Annotated in this window: 16 protein-coding genes and 1 pseudogene; 6 read left to right on the top strand and 11 right to left on the bottom strand. The window is 71.5% G+C overall.

The annotated features are described in order from the left end of the window. Positions 1–207 precede the first annotated feature (207 nt). The 5 genes from ACFV2X_RS25470 to ACFV2X_RS25490 form a co-directional block, all read right to left on the bottom strand. On the bottom strand, positions 208–870 hold the full coding sequence (locus ACFV2X_RS25470; RefSeq protein ID WP_385620637.1) for a class I SAM-dependent DNA methyltransferase: 663 nt from the start codon (positions 868–870) through the stop codon (positions 208–210). 309 nt (positions 871–1179) lie between these two features. Continuing rightward, positions 1180–1881 carry a DUF402 domain-containing protein gene (locus ACFV2X_RS25475; protein ID WP_385620367.1) on the bottom strand — a complete coding sequence of 234 codons (702 nt, stop codon included), beginning with the start codon at positions 1879–1881 and terminating at the stop codon, positions 1180–1182. Positions 1882–1938: 57 nt separating this feature from the next. After that, the gene (locus tag ACFV2X_RS25480; protein WP_385620370.1) at positions 1939–3330 is read right to left on the bottom strand and encodes a class II fumarate hydratase; all 1392 of its coding nucleotides are present in this window, start codon (positions 3328–3330) and stop codon (positions 1939–1941) included. Positions 3331–3411: 81 nt separating this feature from the next. After that, the gene (locus ACFV2X_RS25485) at positions 3412–5544 is read right to left on the bottom strand and encodes a bifunctional polysaccharide deacetylase/glycosyltransferase family 2 protein (RefSeq protein WP_385620639.1); all 2133 of its coding nucleotides are present in this window, start codon (positions 5542–5544) and stop codon (positions 3412–3414) included. Positions 5545–5606: 62 nt separating this feature from the next. Then, positions 5607–5918: a hypothetical protein gene (locus ACFV2X_RS25490; protein ID WP_385620373.1), complete on the bottom strand. Its 312-nt coding sequence runs from the start codon at positions 5916–5918 to the stop codon at positions 5607–5609. 170 nt (positions 5919–6088) lie between these two features. Between ACFV2X_RS25490 and ACFV2X_RS25495 the strand changes: the two genes are divergently transcribed. Next, the gene (locus tag ACFV2X_RS25495; protein WP_385620376.1) at positions 6089–7159 is read left to right on the top strand and encodes a chitinase; all 1071 of its coding nucleotides are present in this window, start codon (positions 6089–6091) and stop codon (positions 7157–7159) included. A gap of 203 nt (positions 7160–7362) precedes the next feature. On the opposite strand, the gene ACFV2X_RS25500 is transcribed toward ACFV2X_RS25495, so the two are convergent. After that, positions 7363–9024: a fumarate hydratase gene (locus tag ACFV2X_RS25500; RefSeq protein ID WP_385620379.1), complete on the bottom strand. Its 1662-nt coding sequence runs from the start codon at positions 9022–9024 to the stop codon at positions 7363–7365. 303 nt (positions 9025–9327) lie between these two features. Between ACFV2X_RS25500 and ACFV2X_RS25505 the strand changes: the two genes are divergently transcribed. Both ACFV2X_RS25505 and ACFV2X_RS25510 read left to right on the top strand, forming a co-directional pair. Next, a complete protein-coding gene (locus tag ACFV2X_RS25505; RefSeq protein WP_385620381.1) occupies positions 9328–10014 on the top strand; it encodes a DUF1707 domain-containing protein in 687 nt (228 codons plus the stop codon). Positions 10015–10163: 149 nt separating this feature from the next. Next, positions 10164–10520 (top strand): WhiB family transcriptional regulator, encoded by a 357-nt coding sequence (locus ACFV2X_RS25510; protein ID WP_014176756.1) that lies wholly within the window; start codon positions 10164–10166, stop codon positions 10518–10520. Positions 10521–10642: 122 nt separating this feature from the next. Here ACFV2X_RS25510 and glpX read toward each other — a convergent pair whose 3' ends face one another. After that, on the bottom strand, positions 10643–11674 hold the full coding sequence (gene glpX / locus ACFV2X_RS25515; RefSeq protein ID WP_089505048.1) for a class II fructose-bisphosphatase: 1032 nt from the start codon (positions 11672–11674) through the stop codon (positions 10643–10645). A 171-nt stretch (positions 11675–11845) separates the two neighbouring features. Between glpX and ACFV2X_RS25520 the strand changes: the two genes are divergently transcribed. After that, a complete protein-coding gene (locus tag ACFV2X_RS25520) occupies positions 11846–12385 on the top strand; it encodes a DUF4245 domain-containing protein (protein ID WP_385620641.1) in 540 nt (179 codons plus the stop codon). 74 nt (positions 12386–12459) lie between these two features. On the opposite strand, the gene ACFV2X_RS25525 is transcribed toward ACFV2X_RS25520, so the two are convergent. The 3 genes from ACFV2X_RS25525 to xseA form a co-directional block, all read right to left on the bottom strand. Further along, positions 12460–13050, bottom strand: a complete 591-nt coding sequence (locus ACFV2X_RS25525) for a malonic semialdehyde reductase (protein WP_385620384.1) — start codon at positions 13048–13050, stop codon at positions 12460–12462. A gap of 173 nt (positions 13051–13223) precedes the next feature. Further along, a complete protein-coding gene (locus ACFV2X_RS25530; protein ID WP_385620386.1) occupies positions 13224–13538 on the bottom strand; it encodes an exodeoxyribonuclease VII small subunit in 315 nt (104 codons plus the stop codon). Positions 13539–13548: 10 nt separating this feature from the next. Continuing rightward, positions 13549–14769, bottom strand: a complete 1221-nt coding sequence (gene xseA, locus ACFV2X_RS25535; protein ID WP_385620389.1) for an exodeoxyribonuclease VII large subunit — start codon at positions 14767–14769, stop codon at positions 13549–13551. A gap of 54 nt (positions 14770–14823) precedes the next feature. Here xseA and ACFV2X_RS25540 point away from each other — a divergent pair, with 54 nt between their 5' ends. Next, positions 14824–15834, top strand: a complete 1011-nt coding sequence (locus ACFV2X_RS25540) for a 4-hydroxy-3-methylbut-2-enyl diphosphate reductase (RefSeq protein WP_385620392.1) — start codon at positions 14824–14826, stop codon at positions 15832–15834. 10 nt (positions 15835–15844) lie between these two features. Continuing rightward, on the top strand, positions 15845–16786 hold the full coding sequence (gene ppgK / locus ACFV2X_RS25545; RefSeq protein ID WP_385620394.1) for a polyphosphate--glucose phosphotransferase: 942 nt from the start codon (positions 15845–15847) through the stop codon (positions 16784–16786). A 70-nt stretch (positions 16787–16856) separates the two neighbouring features. Here the strand turns inward: ppgK and ACFV2X_RS25550 are convergent. Continuing rightward, positions 16857–17087 (bottom strand): annotated as a pseudogene (locus tag ACFV2X_RS25550) (DUF6542 domain-containing protein); the annotation flags it as partial. Positions 17088–17449 lie beyond the last annotated feature (362 nt).

A 17449-nucleotide genomic window follows, 5' to 3' on the forward strand; every position in this document is an offset into this window, starting at 1 on the left:
CCCGCCGTCCGGCTCCTGGCCGGGGGCGGCGGCCCGTCGCACGGCGGTCCGCGGGTCCGGGACCGCGCCGTGCGCGTCCTCGGGCGCGCCCGAGGCGGCGGCTGGGCTGGTGGCCTGCCGCTCATTGTGGGAGGTGGGGTGCTCCGTCACGCGTGGGTTTCCATCCGTCCGGGGCCATGCGCCCTGTTCCTCCGGGCGCACCGAGTGTCAGACACGTCGTCGGCAGTGCAGATAGAGCTGGATCTCGGGTGGTACGTCGATGCTGGCCGGGGCGTACGAGTGCGAGTCCTCCCCGGTGATCTCGAAGCCCGCGTCCTGCACGACCCGTCGCAGTTCTTCCCGCAGGTAACCGGATACCCGCACCGAGTTGCCCAGGAACGGGATCGCGAAGTCGTCCACGTCCGCCTCGACCATGGCCAGGGCCAGCAGGCCCCCGGGTCTCAGCAGCCCGCGCAGCGCCCGCAGCGCGTACGGGATCTCGGGGCGGGGCAGCATCAGCAGCGCGAAGAAGGCGACGACGGCGTCGAATTCGCCCAGTTCGCGCGATCCGCCCGGCCCGTAGCGGCCGCCGGAGCGCAGGTCGACGATGTCCACCTGCTGGAAGGTGGCGGTCGGGACGTTGCTCCGGGCCAGTTCGAGCATGCCCGGGGAGATGTCGATGCCGACCACCTCGTGTCCGGCGTCGGCGAGCTGACGGGCCGTGGGCAGGCCCGTGCCGCAGCCGACGTCGAGCACCCGGGAGCCGGGCGCGAGGGCGCCGGCCAGCCATCGGCCGGCCGCGAGCTGGCCGTCCTTGTGCGGGAACGCCTCGTCGTAGCGGTCGCCGATCGCGTCGAAGGCCTCCGCCTGCCCGCTGCGGTCCAGCGCCAGGCGGTCGAAGTCCTCGAACCCCTCGTAGTCGTCGGCGTACTCGTCGCAGTCGCCATTCGCGCGTTCAGTGCCGCCCGTGCCTTGTGGGCCTTCTGGGCTCTCCGTCACCGTCACCGGCCCCCCGTCTCCCGCCGCGCCGTGGACGTGCCGGCCTCCCTCACCGCTCACGCCTCCGCCCCCTCCTGTGGCCGCGTCAGATGTCACGCCTCATTCGTGAGTTGCGCCGCTGTCTGGTTTCCACGAGTTTTCACGAGTGCAGTCTTCCGGACGACGATCCTACGTTTGAAACACAGGGGCACAGCAAGAGGTTCAGGACCTCGAGTGCGCCGACGTGCGATACCGGCCGGTACGGTGCCAGTCGGCCGGCAGCGCGGGGACGGTCCACGCCGGGTCCGGACGCCAGTCCTCCCAGCCCTCCCGGAACGGCGCTCCCCAGGATTCGATGAGACCGACGGCGGCCCGGCCCGCGGCCCGTACGCGCTCGGCCTGCTCGGGGGTCATCAGGCCGACGCGCTGGGCCTGCGCGAACTCGTCCTCGTCCTTCCATTCCCAGCTGCGGTCCGGGTAGACCGCGATGTCCAGGAAGTGGTCCTCCGAGTCGATGCCGCCGCTCCAGCGCAGCCGCGGCTCCTCCAGGTTCACGTACCAGTTCTTGAACCGCCAGTCGTGCTCCCAGAACAGCCACACCGACCACGGCTCACCCGGCCGGGCGAGCTTGAGGACGCCGGTGCCCAGCCAGGTGGACAGCGCGGTGGTGCGCGGCTTGGTGTAACGGGTGGACAGTGGCTCGCGGTGGACCGAGGTGCCGTCGGTGAGCTGCGGTTTGACGCAGGCGGTGCCGGCTGCCAGCCAGACGGCCAGCAGCTCGGCGGTGTCCTGGACGACGGTCACGGGGCGACAGATGTGAATGCTCTCGGCGGCGTTGGCGCGGTAGCGCCACAGGATGTGGTCCCCCGGCGCCCATCGAGCGGTGTCCGCCGTCTCCGTCGTCTCCACGATGTCCGCTGTCATGAGCAGATCTTAGGTGGGCCGACCGCACCACGCCGTGACCGGTACCGCAACACCGCGTTACGGGTGGGTCATCCGCAACACGTCCAGCGCCTCGTCCAGCTGCTCCAGGGTCAGCAGCCCGCGCTCCACATACCCCGACTCCAGGACCACCTCGCGGATGGTCTTCCGCTCGGCCAGCGACTTCTTGGCGACCTTCGCGGCCTCCTCGTAGCCGATGTAGCGGTTGAGCGGGGTGACGACGGAGGGGGAGGACTCCGCGTACTCGCGGGCGCGCTCCACATTGGCGGTGATCCCGTCGACCGTACGGTCCGCCAGCAGCCGGGAGGCGGCGGCGAGCAGCCGGACGGACTCCAGCAGGTTCTTGGCGATGACCGGGAGCATCACATTGAGCTCGAAGTTCCCGGCCGCCCCGGCCCAGGCCACGGTCGCGTCGTTGCCGGTGACCTGGGCGGCGACCATCAGCACCGCCTCGGGGATCACCGGGTTGACCTTCCCCGGCATGATCGAGGAGCCCGGCTGGAGATCGGGCAGGGCGATCTCGGCGAGCCCGGTGCGCGGCCCGGAGGACATCCAGCGCAGATCGTTGGCGATCTTGGTGAGGGAGACCGCGAGGGTACGCAGCTGACCGGAGGTCTCCACCAGGCCGTCACGCGCGCCCTGCGCCTCGAAGTGGTTGCGGGCCTCGGTGAGCGGCAGCTCGGTGGCGCGCGCCAGCTCGGCGATGACGGCGGCGGAGAAGCCGGGCGGGGTGTTGATCCCGGTGCCCACGGCGGTGCCGCCCAGCGGCAGTTCCGCCAGCCGCGGCAGCGCGGCGCGCAGCCGCTCGACCCCGTAGCGGACCTGGGCGGCGTATCCGCCGAACTCCTGGCCCAGCGTCACCGGCGTCGCGTCCATCAGATGCGTACGGCCCGCCTTGACGACATCCGCGAACTGAGCCGCCTTGCGCTCCAGCGCCGCCGCGAGGTGGTCCAGCGCCGGGATCAGATCGGCGGTGACGGCCGCTGTGGCCGCGATGTGGATGGAGGAGGGGAAGACGTCATTGGACGACTGGCTGGCGTTGACGTGGTCGTTGGGGTGGACGTCACGGCCCAGGCGCTCGCTCGCGAGGGTGGCCAGCACCTCGTTCATGTTCATGTTGGAGGAGGTGCCCGAGCCGGTCTGGAAGACGTCGACGGGGAAGTGCTCGTCCCAGCGGCCCTCGGCGACCTGCGCCGCCGCGTCCGCGATCGCGTCCGCGACGTCGGCGTCGACCACGCCGAGCGACGCGTTGACCGTGGCGGCCGCCGCCTTGATCCGCGCCAGCGCCTCGATATGCGCGCGCTCCAGACGCTGCCCGCTGACGGGGAAGTTCTCCACCGCCCGCTGGGTCTGGGCGCGCCACTTGGCATGCTCCGGGACCCGCACCTCACCCATGGAATCGTGCTCGATGCGGTACTTCTCGTCGGACATGACCGTCCCACCTCCACTGACCACAGCGCCCGCCGAGCCCCGCCTGTTCCCGCCCTGGCCTCAGTGAATGCGTGAGCCAGGTCACCGTACGGCCTTGGGCTCCGGCGTACGGGGGGTGTCCACCTCGCCGGTGCGGCGCAGTTTCTGCCACGGCAGCAGGGCGCCGGTCGCCGCGGTGACACACGAGTGCAGCAGCACCAGATACATCAGCTGCCGGTAGGCGATCTGCTGCAGCGGCAGCGCCAGCAGCGGGCCGTACCGCTCGCCGTCCAGCCGGAAGGCGTACGCCGCGCCGAACAGCTGCGCCAGCATCAGCGCCGACCACGCCAGCAGCGCCTTCACCGGGTCGATGAAGACCGCCCCGTACAGCGTGAACAGGTCGATCAGCGGTGCGCACAGCGGCGCGACCACCTGGAAGAGGACCACCAGCGGCATCCCGACCCGGCCGAAGCGCCCCGAGGGGCCGTGGTCGACCAGCGAGCGGCGGTGCTTCCACAGCGCCTGCATGGTGCCGTAGCTCCAGCGGTAGCGCTGCCGCCACAGCTGGCCCACCGTGCCGGGCGCCTCGGTCCAGGCGCAGGCGCTGTCCTGGTAGACGACGCGCCAGCCGGCCCGGTGCAGGGCGATCGTGATGTCGGTGTCCTCGGCCAGGGTGTCGGCGCTCATACCGCCCACGTCCAGCAGGGCGCGGCGGCGGAAGGCGCCGATCGCGCCGGGGATGGTGGGCATGCAGCGCAGCAGGTCGTACATCCGCCGGTCGAGGTTGAAGCCCATCACGTACTCGATGTGCTGCCAGGCGCCGATCATACCGGCGCGGTTGCCGACCTTCGCGTTGCCCGCGACCGCGCCGACGCCCGGGTCGGCGAAGGGGCGGACCAGCTCGCATACGGTGCCGGGCTCGAAGACGGTGTCGCCGTCCATCATCACGATCAGGTCGAAGCGGGCCTCGGCGATACCGCGGTTGAGGGCCGCGGCCTTGCCCGAGTTCTCCTGGCGCAGCACCCGTACGTTCGGCAGGCCGAGGGCCTGGACGATATCGGCGGTGCCGTCGGTCGAACCGTCGTCCACGACCAGGATCTCGATCGGATGGGTGCTGGCGGCCAGCGAGTTCACCGTGTTGGCGATGCACTCCTTCTCGTTGTACGCGGGCACGATCACGCTCACCGGCTCGTCCACCGCTCGGCCCCAGGTGAAGCGCCGCAGGTCGCGGGCGCGCCGGTGCCACCAGGCCAGCACCACCATCATCAGCAGCCGGGCGAGCACCGCCAGGCCCACCACGGCCAGCAGCCAGGCCAGCCCCGGCATGGCGAACTGGGTGACCGCCGCCGCCCAGATCAGGGCCCGGCCCTGCCAGACGCGCGCCCCGTCGGCCGGGTGGACGGCGGCCTCGGCGCCGAGCGCCCCGGTGACCGTGGCGAAGGTGTAGCCCTTCGCCTTCATCCGCTCGATGTACGTCCCCAGCGCCCGGACGGTCCGCGAGCGGTCGCCGCCCGCGTCGTGGAAGAGCACGGCGGCGCCCTTCCCGGCCTTCGGGGTGGCGTTGCGGACGATCCGCTCGACGGTCGGGCGCTGCCAGTCCCGGCTGTCGACGTCGATGAACGCGCTGATGTAGCCCCGGTCGCCCAGATACCGCTGGACCGGCCAGGTCCGGTCGTCGAGCGCGCCGAGGGTGGAGGCGTACGGGGCGCGGAAGAGCGAGCTGTTGATGCCGGCCGCACCGGCCAGGGCCAGCTGGGACTGGGCCAGCTCGCGGTCCACCCGGTCGCGGTCCTGGTAGGCGAGGTCGGCGTGGGTGAAGGTGTGCACGCCGATCTCATGGCCGTCGGCCCGGAGCCGGCGCACCAGGGAGGGGTTGCGGACCACCATCTGGCCGAGCACGAAGAAGGTGCCCGGCACGTCGTGTCGGCGCAGCACCTTCAGGACCTCCGGCGTCCAGCGGGGGTCCGGGCCGTCGTCGAAGGTCAGCGCGATGGTCCGGGCCGGGATGCGGTGGCCGGTGGGCCTGCCGTGGTCGTCGAAGGTGAGCACCGGGCCGCCGGTGCGGACCCGGTGGGGGACGTCGTGGGCGTGGTACGAGCGGTGCACCCGGGCGTCGTTGCCGATCTCGGCGTGCAGATAGCCGTCCAGCAGCATCCCGCAGACCACCGCGACCAGCGTGGCCATGCCGAGCACGATGCGCAGCCGGGGGACGGCGTGCCGCCCGGCGGCGGCCATCCGGGACACCGTGTGCCGGGAGACCCGTCGCGGGCGCGGCAGCCTTGGCTGCCTGCCGCCGCTCATCGCGCCCCGGCCTCCGTCCGGCGGTCGGCGTGCCGGTCGGCTCCGGCCCTGGCTGAAGGCTCTGAAGGCTTATGGGTCGAGGGGTGGCCGCGCCGGGTGTCCTTCGCGTCCCGGCCGGCCCGGTCGGCGACGGCGCCGGGGGCCAGGGTGTCGGGGGCGACGGCGGTGCCGCCCGAGAAGCCCGTTCCCAGGAGGGCCGTGTATCCGATGACCGCTGCCCCCGCGACCACGCCCGCGTGCCGCAGCAGGCGGGCGCGGCGCCCGGAGAGGTCCACGAACACGGGCCCCGCGTCTGACTGAGGGTCCATAAGCCAGAGGCTAATGCAGCAAATAGGACTTTCCGCATATAGGTAAAGAGAACGGTGTGTCATAGCTCATGACGGTTCGTTCGGTGTGCGAGCTTTGAAGAGCGGCCGAAGCGCCGCCGCTGAGCTGAAGGGGCGCGCCCGGTTGCCGTACCGGAAGGAGAGCACATCGCGTGAGGGCCATCTCCACCCCGCGCCTGGGCGGCCGCACCATGCTCGCCGCGGCGGTCTGCGCCGCCGTCGCCGTCTGGGCCGGAGGCGAGGGCACGCCCCCGCGGCTCGCGCCCCCGACCGCGCACCCGCCCACCCACTCACCCGCGCCCCCATCCGCGCACCCGCCCGTGCCCCAGGCAGTCCGCCCTGACGTCCCGTTGGCGCCGTACGTCAGCGCCTGGGCGGCCGGGTACGACATGGCCGAGGCCGCCGCGCGCGGCGTCAAGGAGTTCACTCTGGGGTTCGTCATCGCGGGCGGAGGCTGTGTCCCCGTCTGGGACGGCGGGATCCCGCTGGCCGACCGGGCGCTGATGGCCCGGATCGCCGCCGTGCGCCGGGCCGGAAGCGACGTACGGGTCTCCTTCGGCGGCGCGGCCGGGCGGGAACTGGCCACCGTCTGCGCCGACGTACCCGAACTCGCCACCGCCTACGCCGCGGTGATCGACCGTTACGGCTTCACCAAGGCCGACTTCGACATCGAGGGCGCCACCCTCGCCGACCCCGTCTCCGCCACCCGCCGGGCGCAGGCCATCGCACTCCTCCAGCGTGCCCGCCCCGGCCTGGAGGTCTCCTTCACCCTGCCCGCCATGCCCTACGGCCTGACCGACGACAGCAGCGCCCTGCTCGCCAACGCCCGGGCCCAGGGCGTCGATGTCTCGGGCGTGAACATCATGGCCATGAACTACGGCGGCGAGCACACCGGCGATATGGGCCGGTACGCCGTCCAGGCCGCCATCAACGCCCACGGCCGGATCCGCGGCGTCCTCGGCCTCTCCGAGGCCGCGGCCTGGAAGACCCTCACCGTGACCCCGATGATCGGGGTCAACGACGTCTCCGGAGAGGTCTTCACGCTCGAGGACGCCGCCGGGCTCGCCCGGTTCGCCGCGGCCAAGGGGATCGGCCGGCTGTCCATGTGGTCCGCGGAGCGCGACCGCCCGTGCCCCGCGGGCGAGGGCGCCCCCGGGCCGGACCCCGCCTGCAGCGGCGTGGTCCAGCGCCCGGGGGCGTTCGAGGCGGTGCTGACCGGCTGAGCGGGCCGGCCGAGCCGAGGTGGCCCCGCCCATCTTCGGCCGTACGCCCCGGTCGGTCCAGCGCACCGACTGGCGCTTTGGACCCGGAGGGGTCCGAGACGAAAGCCGCGCCCGCGTGAACCGAATGCCGCGAGACGGCGCACAGGCGCCTTCCGCTGATGCCGAAGAGGCGGCGCGGCCGTGGTCTGCGGTCGCGACCAGGGTCAGCTCCCCGGGCGGACCGGGATGGTGGTGACGAACGGCTGGGACGGGCCCGGGTCGGTGAAGAAGTCGTTCCCCTTGTCGTCGACCACGACGAACGCCGGGAAGTCCTCGACCTCGATCTTCCAGACCGCCTCCATGCCGAGCTCCGCGTACTCCAGCACCTCCACCTTCTTGATGCAGTCCTGGGCCAGCCGCGCCGCCGGGCCGCCGATCGAGCCGAGGTAGAAGCCGCCGTGCGCCTGGCAGGCGTCGGTGACCTGCTGGGACCGGTTCCCCTTGGCCAGCATGACGTACGAGCCGCCGGCCGCCTGGAACTGCTCCACATACGCGTCCATACGGCCCGCAGTCGTCGGCCCGAAGGACCCGGAGGCGTAGCCCTCGGGGGTCTTGGCCGGGCCCGCGTAGTAGACGGCGTGGTCGCGCAGGTACTGCGGCATCTCCTCGCCCGCGTCCAGCCGCTCCTTGATCTTCGCGTGCGCGATGTCGCGGGCGACGACCAGCGGGCCGGTGAGCGAAAGCCGGGTCTTGACCGGGTACTTGGTCAGCTCCGCCCGGATCTCGTCCATCGGCCGGTTGAGGTCGATGCGGACCACGTCGTCGTCCGACAGGTGCTCATCGGTGGTCTCCGGCAGGTACCTGGCCGGGTCGGTCTCCAGCTGCTCCAGGAAGACACCCTCGGGGGTGATCTTCGCCAGCGCCTGGCGGTCGGCGGAGCAGGAGACCGCGATGGCCACCGGGCAGGACGCGCCGTGCCGGGGCAGCCGGACCACCCGTACGTCATGGCAGAAGTACTTGCCGCCGAACTGCGCGCCGATCCCGATCCGCTGCGTCAGCTCGAAGACCTTCTCCTCCAGCTCCTTGTCGCGGAAGCCGTGACCGGTGGGGGAGCCCTCGGTGGGCAGCTCGTCCAGGTAGTGCGCCGAGGCGTACTTCGCGGTCTTGAGCGCGTACTCCGCGCTGGTGCCGCCGACCACGATCGCCAGGTGGTACGGCGGGCAGGCCGCGGTGCCCAGCGAGCGGATCTTCTCCTCCAGGAACTTCATCATCGAGCCCTCGTTGAGGACCGCCTTCGTCTCCTGGTACAGGAAGGACTTGTTGGCCGAGCCGCCGCCCTTGGCCATGAAGAGGAACTTGTACGCGCCGCCGTCGGTCGCGTACAGCTCGATCTGGGCCGGCAGGTTGGAGCCGGTGTTCTTCTCCTCCCACATGGTCAGCGGGGCCATCTGGGAGTAGCGCAGATTGAGCTTGGTGTACGCGTCGTACACGCCGCGCGACAGGGCCTCCTCGTCGCCGCCCTCGGTCAGCACGTTCTGCCCGCGCTTGCCCATCACGATGGCCGTGCCGGTGTCCTGGCACATCGGGAGCACGCCCGCGGCCGCGATGTTGGCGTTCTTCAGCAGGTCCAGCGCGACGAAGCGGTCGTTGGGGCTGGCCTCGGGGTCGTCCAGGATGCGGCGCAGCTGGGCGAGGTGCGCCGGGCGCAGATAGTGCGAGATGTCGTGCATCGCCTCGGCCGCGAGCTTGCGCAGCGCCTCCGGCTCGACCTTGAGGAACGTACGCCCGCCGGCCTCGAAGGTGCTCACGCCCTCGGAGGTCACCAGGCGGTACGGCGTGGTGTCCTCGCCCAGGGGCAGCAGGTCCGAATAGGCAAACTCTGGCATGGCGTGGCCATTCCTCACTCGACGGGGCTACGGCTGACTTCGTCGACAGCGCACACCAGCGTAGAACGGGGCGGGACGGCGGGACCTGTGAGGTCGGGCATACGAAGCCTTCGGCCGGCCGCGCCGGACTCCGTCCGTCGAGTCGGTCCGCCCCCTAGTCGCGATGTAGCCCCTTTGGATGGCTGTCCTCGCACTGCTCGGCCCTGGGGGGCCTCCCAGGCTTCGGCCGGCCGCGCCGGACTCCGTCCGTCGAGTCGGTCCGCCCCCTAGTCGCGATGTATCGCGACTGGGTACTCTGGCCCGGTGACTGAGCAGCAGCCGGTGCCTTTGACGAAAACCGCCGCGCCCACGAAAACCGCCCCCGCGCCCAAACCCGTGTCCGCCGGGGAGCTGCGCGCCTCGGACGCGGATCGCGACCGGATCGCGGACATCCTGCGCGAGGCCCTGGCCGAGGGCAGGCTCGACCCCGAGGAGCACGCCGAGCGGATCGACGCGGTCTACCGGGCCAAGACCGTGGGCGAGCTGGACCCCCTGGTCCGCGATCTGCCCGCGGCCGGGGCGGCCGGCCGCGCCGCCGCCCCGGCGCCGGGCGATTTGGGGCCCTGGGGGCCCCGCGCCCTCCCCGCCTCCGACAACCTGATGGCGGTCTTCGGTGGCGCGGCGCGCAAGGGCCGCTGGCGGGTCAGGCGCACCACCAATGCCTTCGCGTTGTTCGGCGGCGTCGAAATCGACCTGACCGAGGCGTTGTTCGAGCATCGGGAGATCGTCATCAACGTCTGCGCCATCTTCGGCGGAGTCGAGATCAAGGTCCCGGAAAACGTCACGGTCAGCGGCGACGGCGGGGGTATTTTCGGTGGATTCGACATCAAGACGTTCGAGTCGCCGGATCCGGACGCCCCGGCCATCGTGGTGCGGGGATTCACCCTCTTTGGCGGTGCCGAGGTCAAGCGCAAGCGCGGAAAACGCCTGAAGAACCTACGTTCATATTGAATTCCCGGGCGGGGCAACGGTGTGCATAAGCACGCGCACAGCGGGTAAGGCTTGGTGCATCGTCTCTCGTACGGCTGATGGGGGTGCTAACGGGCCGTACGGGCCAGGCGGGCAAGGGTGACCACCGGAGCCGTCGTCAGGAGTAGACCGTGCTGCAACCGCATCAGCCCCTGCTGGACGCCGCCGTGCCCCCGCAGCGCATCCCCGCTCGGGATCAGGCAGGCCCCTGGCACTCGGAGGCGGTGTGCCGCCGGGACGAGGCCGGGCTGTTCTTCGCTCCCTCGAAGGAGCCCACGGCTGCGCGGCTGTCCCGGGAGGAGGCCGCCAAACGCGTCTGCGCGCGCTGCCCGGTCATGGTCGAGTGCCGCGAGCACGCCCTGCTGCAGCCGGAGCCGTACGGGGTGTGGGGCGGGCTGACCGCGGCCGAGCGCCGCGTCGTACTGGCCCGCCGGCGGCGGCGCGAGGCGGAGCTGCAGCGCGCCGTACGGGTGGCGGCGGCCGGCTGACTCCTGGCTGACCTCCGGCGGGGAACCTCCCGGCGGTAGCTGGGGGAGAACCGAGCAAAATCAGGCGGCCGGGCCCCGCCGGGGAGGAGGGGCCCGCCCGTAACCGCGGCGCGTACTGGCGGCTAGCGCGCGCGGTCGAAGTCGACCGAGGCGTAGGCGCGCAGCTTGGACAGCCGGTGGACCGAGTCGATCTGCCGGATGGTCCCGGACTTGGAGCGCATCACCAGCGACTGGGTGGTCGCGGTCTCCGCGCGGTACCGCACCCCGCGCAGCAGATCGCCGTCGGTGATGCCGGTGGCCACGAAGAACACGTTGTCGCCGCTGACCAGGTCGTCCGTCTCCAGCACCTGGTCGAGGTCATGGCCCGCGTCGATCGCGCGCTGCCGCTCCTCGTCGTCCTTGGGCCACAGCTGGGCCTGGATCGTGCCGCCCAGACACTTGATCGCGCAGGCCGCGATGATGCCCTCCGGCGTACCGCCGATGCCCAGCAGCAGGTCCGCGCCGGCGCCCTCGCGCGCGGCCATGATCGCGCCGGCCACGTCGCCGTCGGAGATGAACTTGATCCGGGCGCCCGCCTCCCGGATCTCCTTGACGATGTTCTCGTGCCGGGGCCGGTCGAGCACGACCACCGTGACGTCCTCGGGGCTGGACTTCTTCGCCTTCGCGATCCGGCGGATATTGACGCCGGGCGGCGCGGTGATGTCGACGTACTCGGCGGCCTCGGGGCCGGTGGCCAGCTTGTTCATATAGAAGACCGCGGACGGGTCGAACATGGTGCCGCGATCGGCGACGGCCAGGACGGATACCGCGTTCGCCATGCCCTTGGCGGTGAGTGTGGTGCCGTCCACCGGGTCCACGGCCACGTCGCACTCCGGGCCGGTCCCGTCGCCCACGCGCTCTCCGTTGAAGAGCATGGGCGCCTCGTCCTTCTCGCCTTCGCCGATCACCACGACACCGTTCATGGACACGGTGTGGACGAGGGAGCGCATGGCCTTCACGGCGGCGCCGTCGGCGCCGTTCTTGTCGCCGCGTCCCACCCAGCGACCGGAGGCCATGGCACCGGCCTCGGTGACCCGGACGAGTTCCAGGGCGAGGTTGCGGTCGGGGGCCTCGGGGCTGACTTCCAGCTGGGACGGCAGATGATGCTCGGTCATCGGATCGCACCTTTCTGTACGGCGACGGCCGGATGTGAGGGTGATTCGTGCATTGTGCGGGAGCTGGGGACAGCCCCCCGAAAAGCACAGTATCCGCTGATTAGGAATGTGAGCAGAGGGCCCCACGCATGAGCGCGACTGCCATGAGGGACGATAGGGGGCGTGGCAGGTATGCGAGGCAAAGAGACGGTGCGGGACATGGTGCTGTCGGTGGCGGCAATAGGCGCCGTCGCAGCGGGCATCTACGTCTTCGCCATTCCGCACGACGACAGCAAGAATCCGCTGAAGACGGTCGACTACAGGGTAGAGCTGATCACCGCCCGGCGCGCGGCGCCGTATCCGGTGGCAGCGCCGGAGCCCGGCAGCCTGCCCAAGGGCTGGCGCGCGACCTCGGTGACGTACGGGCCCGTGCAGTCGTCGCAGGCGGAGGGCACGGCGTGGCACCTCGGCTTCCTCACCCCGAAGGAGGACTACGTCGCGGTCGAGCAGAGCGATGCCAAGGCGGGGCCGTACATCGCCGATGTCACCCAGCAGGCGAAGAAGACGGACAAGAAGCAGCGGATCGACGGCAAGGAGTGGATCCGCTACGAGGGCGACAAGTACGACGCGCTGGTGAGCGCGGAGCCGGGCGTGACCACGGTGGTCACCGGCACGGCGTCGTTCGGACAGCTGACGGAAATGGCCGCCGCGCTCAACACGGGGAAGGGCTGAGCGCAGCGGCCAACCGCCCCGTTGGGGGAGCGGGGCGGGTCGGGGGTCTCAGGCAGGGGCCTGAGACAGGGGCCTCAGACGGCGGTCACGACCTGGTCGTAGGCCAGCCGCGGGCCGCGCGGGAACGAGGCGTCCTCGCCGGGCTTGCCGATGTTGACGATGATCAGCGGGGTGTGGTCGTCGTCCAGGAACTCCTTCTGCACACCGGCCGCGTCGAAGCCCGTCATCGGGCCGGCGGCCAGACCGGCGGCGCGGATGCCCAGGATGAAGTAGCCGGCCTGGAGCGAGGCGTTCAGCGCCGCGGCCTGCTCGCGGGCGGCGCGCTCGCTGAAGAACACGTCCTTGGCCTGCGGGAAGTGGGGGAAGAGGGCGGGCAGCTCCTCGTGGAACTCATTGTCCGCGGCGAGGATCGCGACCAGCGGGGCGGTGGCGGTCTTGGCCTGGTTGCCCTCGGCCATGTGCGGGACCAGGCGCTCGCGGGCCTCGGCCGAGCGGACCAGCACGACCCGCAGGGGCGACTGGTTGAAGGCGGTGGGGGCGTACTTGATCAGGTCGTAGATCGCCTGCACCTGCCCTTCGGTCACCGGCTCGTCGGTAAAGGTGTTGGCGGTGTGGGCCTCGCGGAAGAGGAGGTCCTGGGCGGCGGGGTCGAGGGCCAGAGACATGAGCGTGAACAACCTTCTGCTTGCTGTGGGGGTGTGCTTACGGAGCCCCACCATACGCGGATTAGGTTAATGTTCAACTAAATGGCGAGCAGGGTGCTCCGAATCACAGCACCCAGGCCCGCCGACAGCCGAGCGCCGCCCGCAGACCGCCGCCTGCCGCCCGCCGGACCGCGTCAGCTCCCGCCGTTCCCCCCGCCCCCCTCGTCGCCGTCCGCCCCGCCGTCGTCCCCCTCCGCCGTCTCGGCCAGCGCCGCGTCCAGCCGCGCCCGGGCGCCCTCCAGCCAGCGGCGGCAGACCTTGGCCAGCTCCTCGCCGCGCTCCCAGAGGGCAAGGGACTCCTCGAGGGTCGTCCCGCCCGCCTCCAGGCGGCGCACCACCTCGACCAGCTCGTCGCGGGCCTGCTCATAGCCGAGCGTGGACGCCTCGGCCGGGTCCCCGGCCGACTGGGCGGCCTTCGCCTTCCCCGCCTTCTCTTCGGTCTTTGCCATGTCGCACAGCCTATTCAGAGGGGCTGACAACGGCGCGGACCGTGAACTCGCCCTCGGCGACCCGCGCCCTGAGCTCTTCGTCCGCGCTCACCTCGGCCGCCGCCCGGACCACCGCCCCGTCCGCGCGCTGCAGCACCGCATAGCCCCGCCGCAGCGTCGCGGCGGGGGACAGGGCCACCACCCGGGCGTGGGTGTGCGTCAGCTCCGAGTCCGCCCGGTCCAGCAGATGGCCGAGGCAGCGCCGGCCGCGGTCCAGCAGCCCCGCGATCTGCTCGGCCCGCTCGTCCACCATCCGGTGCGGCTGCCGCATACAGGGCCGGGCCAGCGCCGCCGCGAGCCCCCGCTCCTCCCGGTCCAGCAAGCCGCGCGCGCTGCGCAGCGCGCGCTCGCGCAGCTGCTGGATCCGCATCAGCTCCTCGCCCACGTCCGGGACGACCTTCTTGGCGGCGTCGGTGGGCGTGGAGGCGCGCAGGTCGGCGACGAGGTCCAGCAGCGGCGAGTCCGGTTCGTGCCCGATCGCCGAGACGACCGGGGTGGCGCAGTCGGCCACGGCCCGTACCAGCTGCTCGTCGGAGAAGGGCAGCAGATCCTCCACGCTGCCGCCGCCGCGCGCCACGATGATCAGGTCCACCTCCGGCAGCGCGTCCAGCTCCTGGACCGCCTCGATCACCTGCGGCACGGCATGGACGCCCTGCACGGCGACATTGCGCACCTCGAAGCGGACCGCAGGCCAGCGCAGCCGCGCGTTCTCCAACACGTCGCGCTCGGCCGCCGAGGCGCGCCCGCAGACCAGCCCTATCAGCTGCGGCAGGAACGGCAGCGGCTTCTTCCGGTCGGCCGCGAACAGCCCCTCCGCCGCCAGCGACTTCTTCAGCAGCTCCAGCCGGGCCAGCAGCTCCCCGACCCCGACCGGCCGGATCTCGGCGGCCCGCAGGGACAGCTGGCCACGCGGCGCGTACCACTCCGGTTTGGCGTGGACCACCACCCGGGCGCCCTCGGTGACCGTGTCCGCGACCTTGTCGAAGACGGCGCGGAAGCAGGTGACGGTGAGCGAGATGTCGTACGAGGGGTCGCGCAGGGTCAGGAACACCACCCCGGCGCCGGGGCGCCGGGACAGCTGGGTGATCTGCCCCTCCACCCATACCGCCCCGAGCCGGTCGATCCACCCGCCGATCAGCCGGGACACCTCGCCGACCGGAATCGGCGTCTCCGCGGACGTGTTGACAGCCATGTCCGCGAGCGTATCGGCCGCCACTGACAAAGACCCGGGGCCATGGCCCCTACCATGGGGAACATGACCGCAACGACAGCCCGCCGGGTCCTGCTCGCGGCCCCCCGCGGCTACTGCGCAGGCGTGGACCGTGCCGTAATCGCCGTCGAGAAGGCCCTTGAGCAGTACGGGGCGCCGATCTACGTGCGCAAGGAGATCGTCCACAACAAATACGTCGTGCAGACCCTCGAGAAGAAGGGCGCGATCTTCGTCGACGAGACGGAGGAGGTGCCCGAGGGATCCATCGTGATCTTCTCGGCCCACGGCGTCGCACCCGTCGTCCACGAGGAGGCCAGGCAGCGCCGGCTCGCCACCATCGACGCGACCTGCCCGCTGGTCACCAAGGTCCACAAGGAAGCCGTCCGGTTCGCCAAGGAGGACTACGACATCCTCCTGATCGGTCACGAGGGCCACGAAGAGGTCATCGGTACCAGCGGCGAGGCACCGGACCACATCACCCTCGTCGACGGCCCGCAGGACGTGGAGAACGTCGAGGTCCGCGACGAGTCCAAGGTCGTCTGGCTGTCCCAGACCACCCTCTCCGTCGACGAGACGATGGAGACCGTGGACGCGCTCAAGGAGCGGTTCCCGGCGCTGATCAGCCCGCCGAGCGACGACATCTGCTACGCCACGCAGAACCGCCAGACCGCGATCAAGCAGGTGGCCGCCGAGGCCGACCTCGTCATCGTCGTCGGCTCCAAGAACTCCTCCAACTCGGTACGGCTGGTCGAGGTCGCCCTCGGCGCCGGCGCCAAGGCCGGGCATCTGGTCGACTTCGCCAGCGAGATCGACGAGTCCTGGCTGGAGGGCGTCACGACGGTCGGCGTGACCTCGGGCGCCTCGGTGCCGGACGTGCTGGTCGAGGGCGTGCTGGAGTGGCTGGCCGAGCGCGGCTTCGGGGATGTGGAGGTCGTCCAGCCGATGCAGGAGAGCCTGACCTTCTCGCTGCCCAAGGAGCTGCGCCGCGACCTGAGGGCCGAGGCGGCGGCCACGGCGGCGGAGGCCGCTCCTGCCGAAACCCTCTAGCCTTCTGATCATGGAACCGACGCACACCGCACCGCAGCAACAGGCGCCGCAGCAGGCGCAGTCGCAGTCGCAGTCGCAGCCCGAGGCCGCCGTCCGTCCCGGCGACGCCGTCAGCGTCCTGGGTGTGGACATCGGCGGCTCGGGCATCAAGGGCGCGCCGGTGGACCTGGCGCGCGGGGACCTGGCCGTGGAGCGCTTCAAGGTCCTCACCCCGCAGCCGTCCACGCCCGAAGCGGTGGCGGAGAGCGTCAGGGAAGTCGTCGACTCCTTCGGCTGGTCCGGGCGGCCGGTCGGGGTGACCTTCCCGGGCGTGGTGACCAGCGGTACGACGCGCACCGCCGCCAACGTCGACAAGAGCTGGATCGACGTCGACACGGCGGCGCTGCTCGGCGAGCGCCTGGGATCGCCGGTCACGGTGGTCAACGACGCGGACGCGGCCGGTATCGCGGAGATGACCTTCGGCGCCGGGCGCGGCCGTACGGGCACGGTCATCCTGCTCACCTTCGGAACCGGCATCGGCAGCGCCGTCTTCATCGACGGGCGCCTGGTGCCCAACACCGAACTGGGCCATCTGGAGCTGGCCGGTCACGAGGCGGAGAAGCGGGCCTCGACCAAGGCGAAGGACGACCACAACCTGAGCTGGCACAGCTGGGCGCACCGGGTGCAGAAGTACCTCGAGCACGTGGAGATGCTGTTCTCGCCCGAGCTGTTCGTGATCGGCGGCGGGGTGAGCCGCAAGGCGTCGAAATTCCTGCCGCTGATCGAGGGGATCAAGGCCGAGATCGTGCCTGCGCAGCTGTTGAATAACGCGGGGATCGTGGGGGCCGCGATGGCTGCCCGGACCGCGATGGCTGCCCAGGTCGAGACGGCTGATCGGGCCGCGACGGCTGATCGGTCCGCGACCCGCGACTCTGCTGCTGCTCCCACTGCTGGCGCTGGTTCCGCCGACTGACCAGGGCGCCCTTGCGCGCCAGCACGATCAGCGAGGTCAGCAGCGTCCCGGCATAGAGCCAGCCGGCGGTCAGCGACAGCGAGGTGAACACGCCCATCGTCTGCCCGGCCAGGCCCGCCGTCCCTTCGTTGATCGGCAGCAGCCCGAACGCGAACGCGATCGGCACCCCGACCGGCCCCGCGGCCAGGTCCACGGGCCGCACCCACAGCCCGCAGGCCGCGCTCACCAGCAGGAAGATCACGCCGTACGAGGTGGTGGAGCCGGAGAACAGCAGCGCGTCCAGGCAGCCGAAGGCCAGCATGGCGACGGTGGCCAGCAACCCCGCCCCGAAGCCGGTGAGGCGCGGGGTGGGATAGCGCAGCCCGGCCACCGCCCGCCGCACGGCCGGTCCCACAGCGCCCGCCGCGGTCGCGGGCGGGGGCGCCGGCCGCCGCGCCGCCTCGCTTCTCTCCTTGTCCCGACTCTCGCGGTTCTCCCGGTTCTCCCGGTCGTCCCGGCTGTCCCGAGTCTGCTGGCTGCCTCGGCGCACGTCTCTGTCGTCCGCCGCCTGGCGGGGCGACGGGGCGTATGAACGTCGCGGGGGACGGGTGCTGTATGGCTCCACCCGACCAACGTAGGTCGAGGGACGGCGAGAATCCGGCGTTGGACACGCCCTTCGCAGGA

It is taken from the genome of Streptomyces sp. NPDC059679 (assembly GCF_042734105.1).
GTDB lineage: Bacteria > Actinomycetota > Actinomycetes > Streptomycetales > Streptomycetaceae > Streptomyces.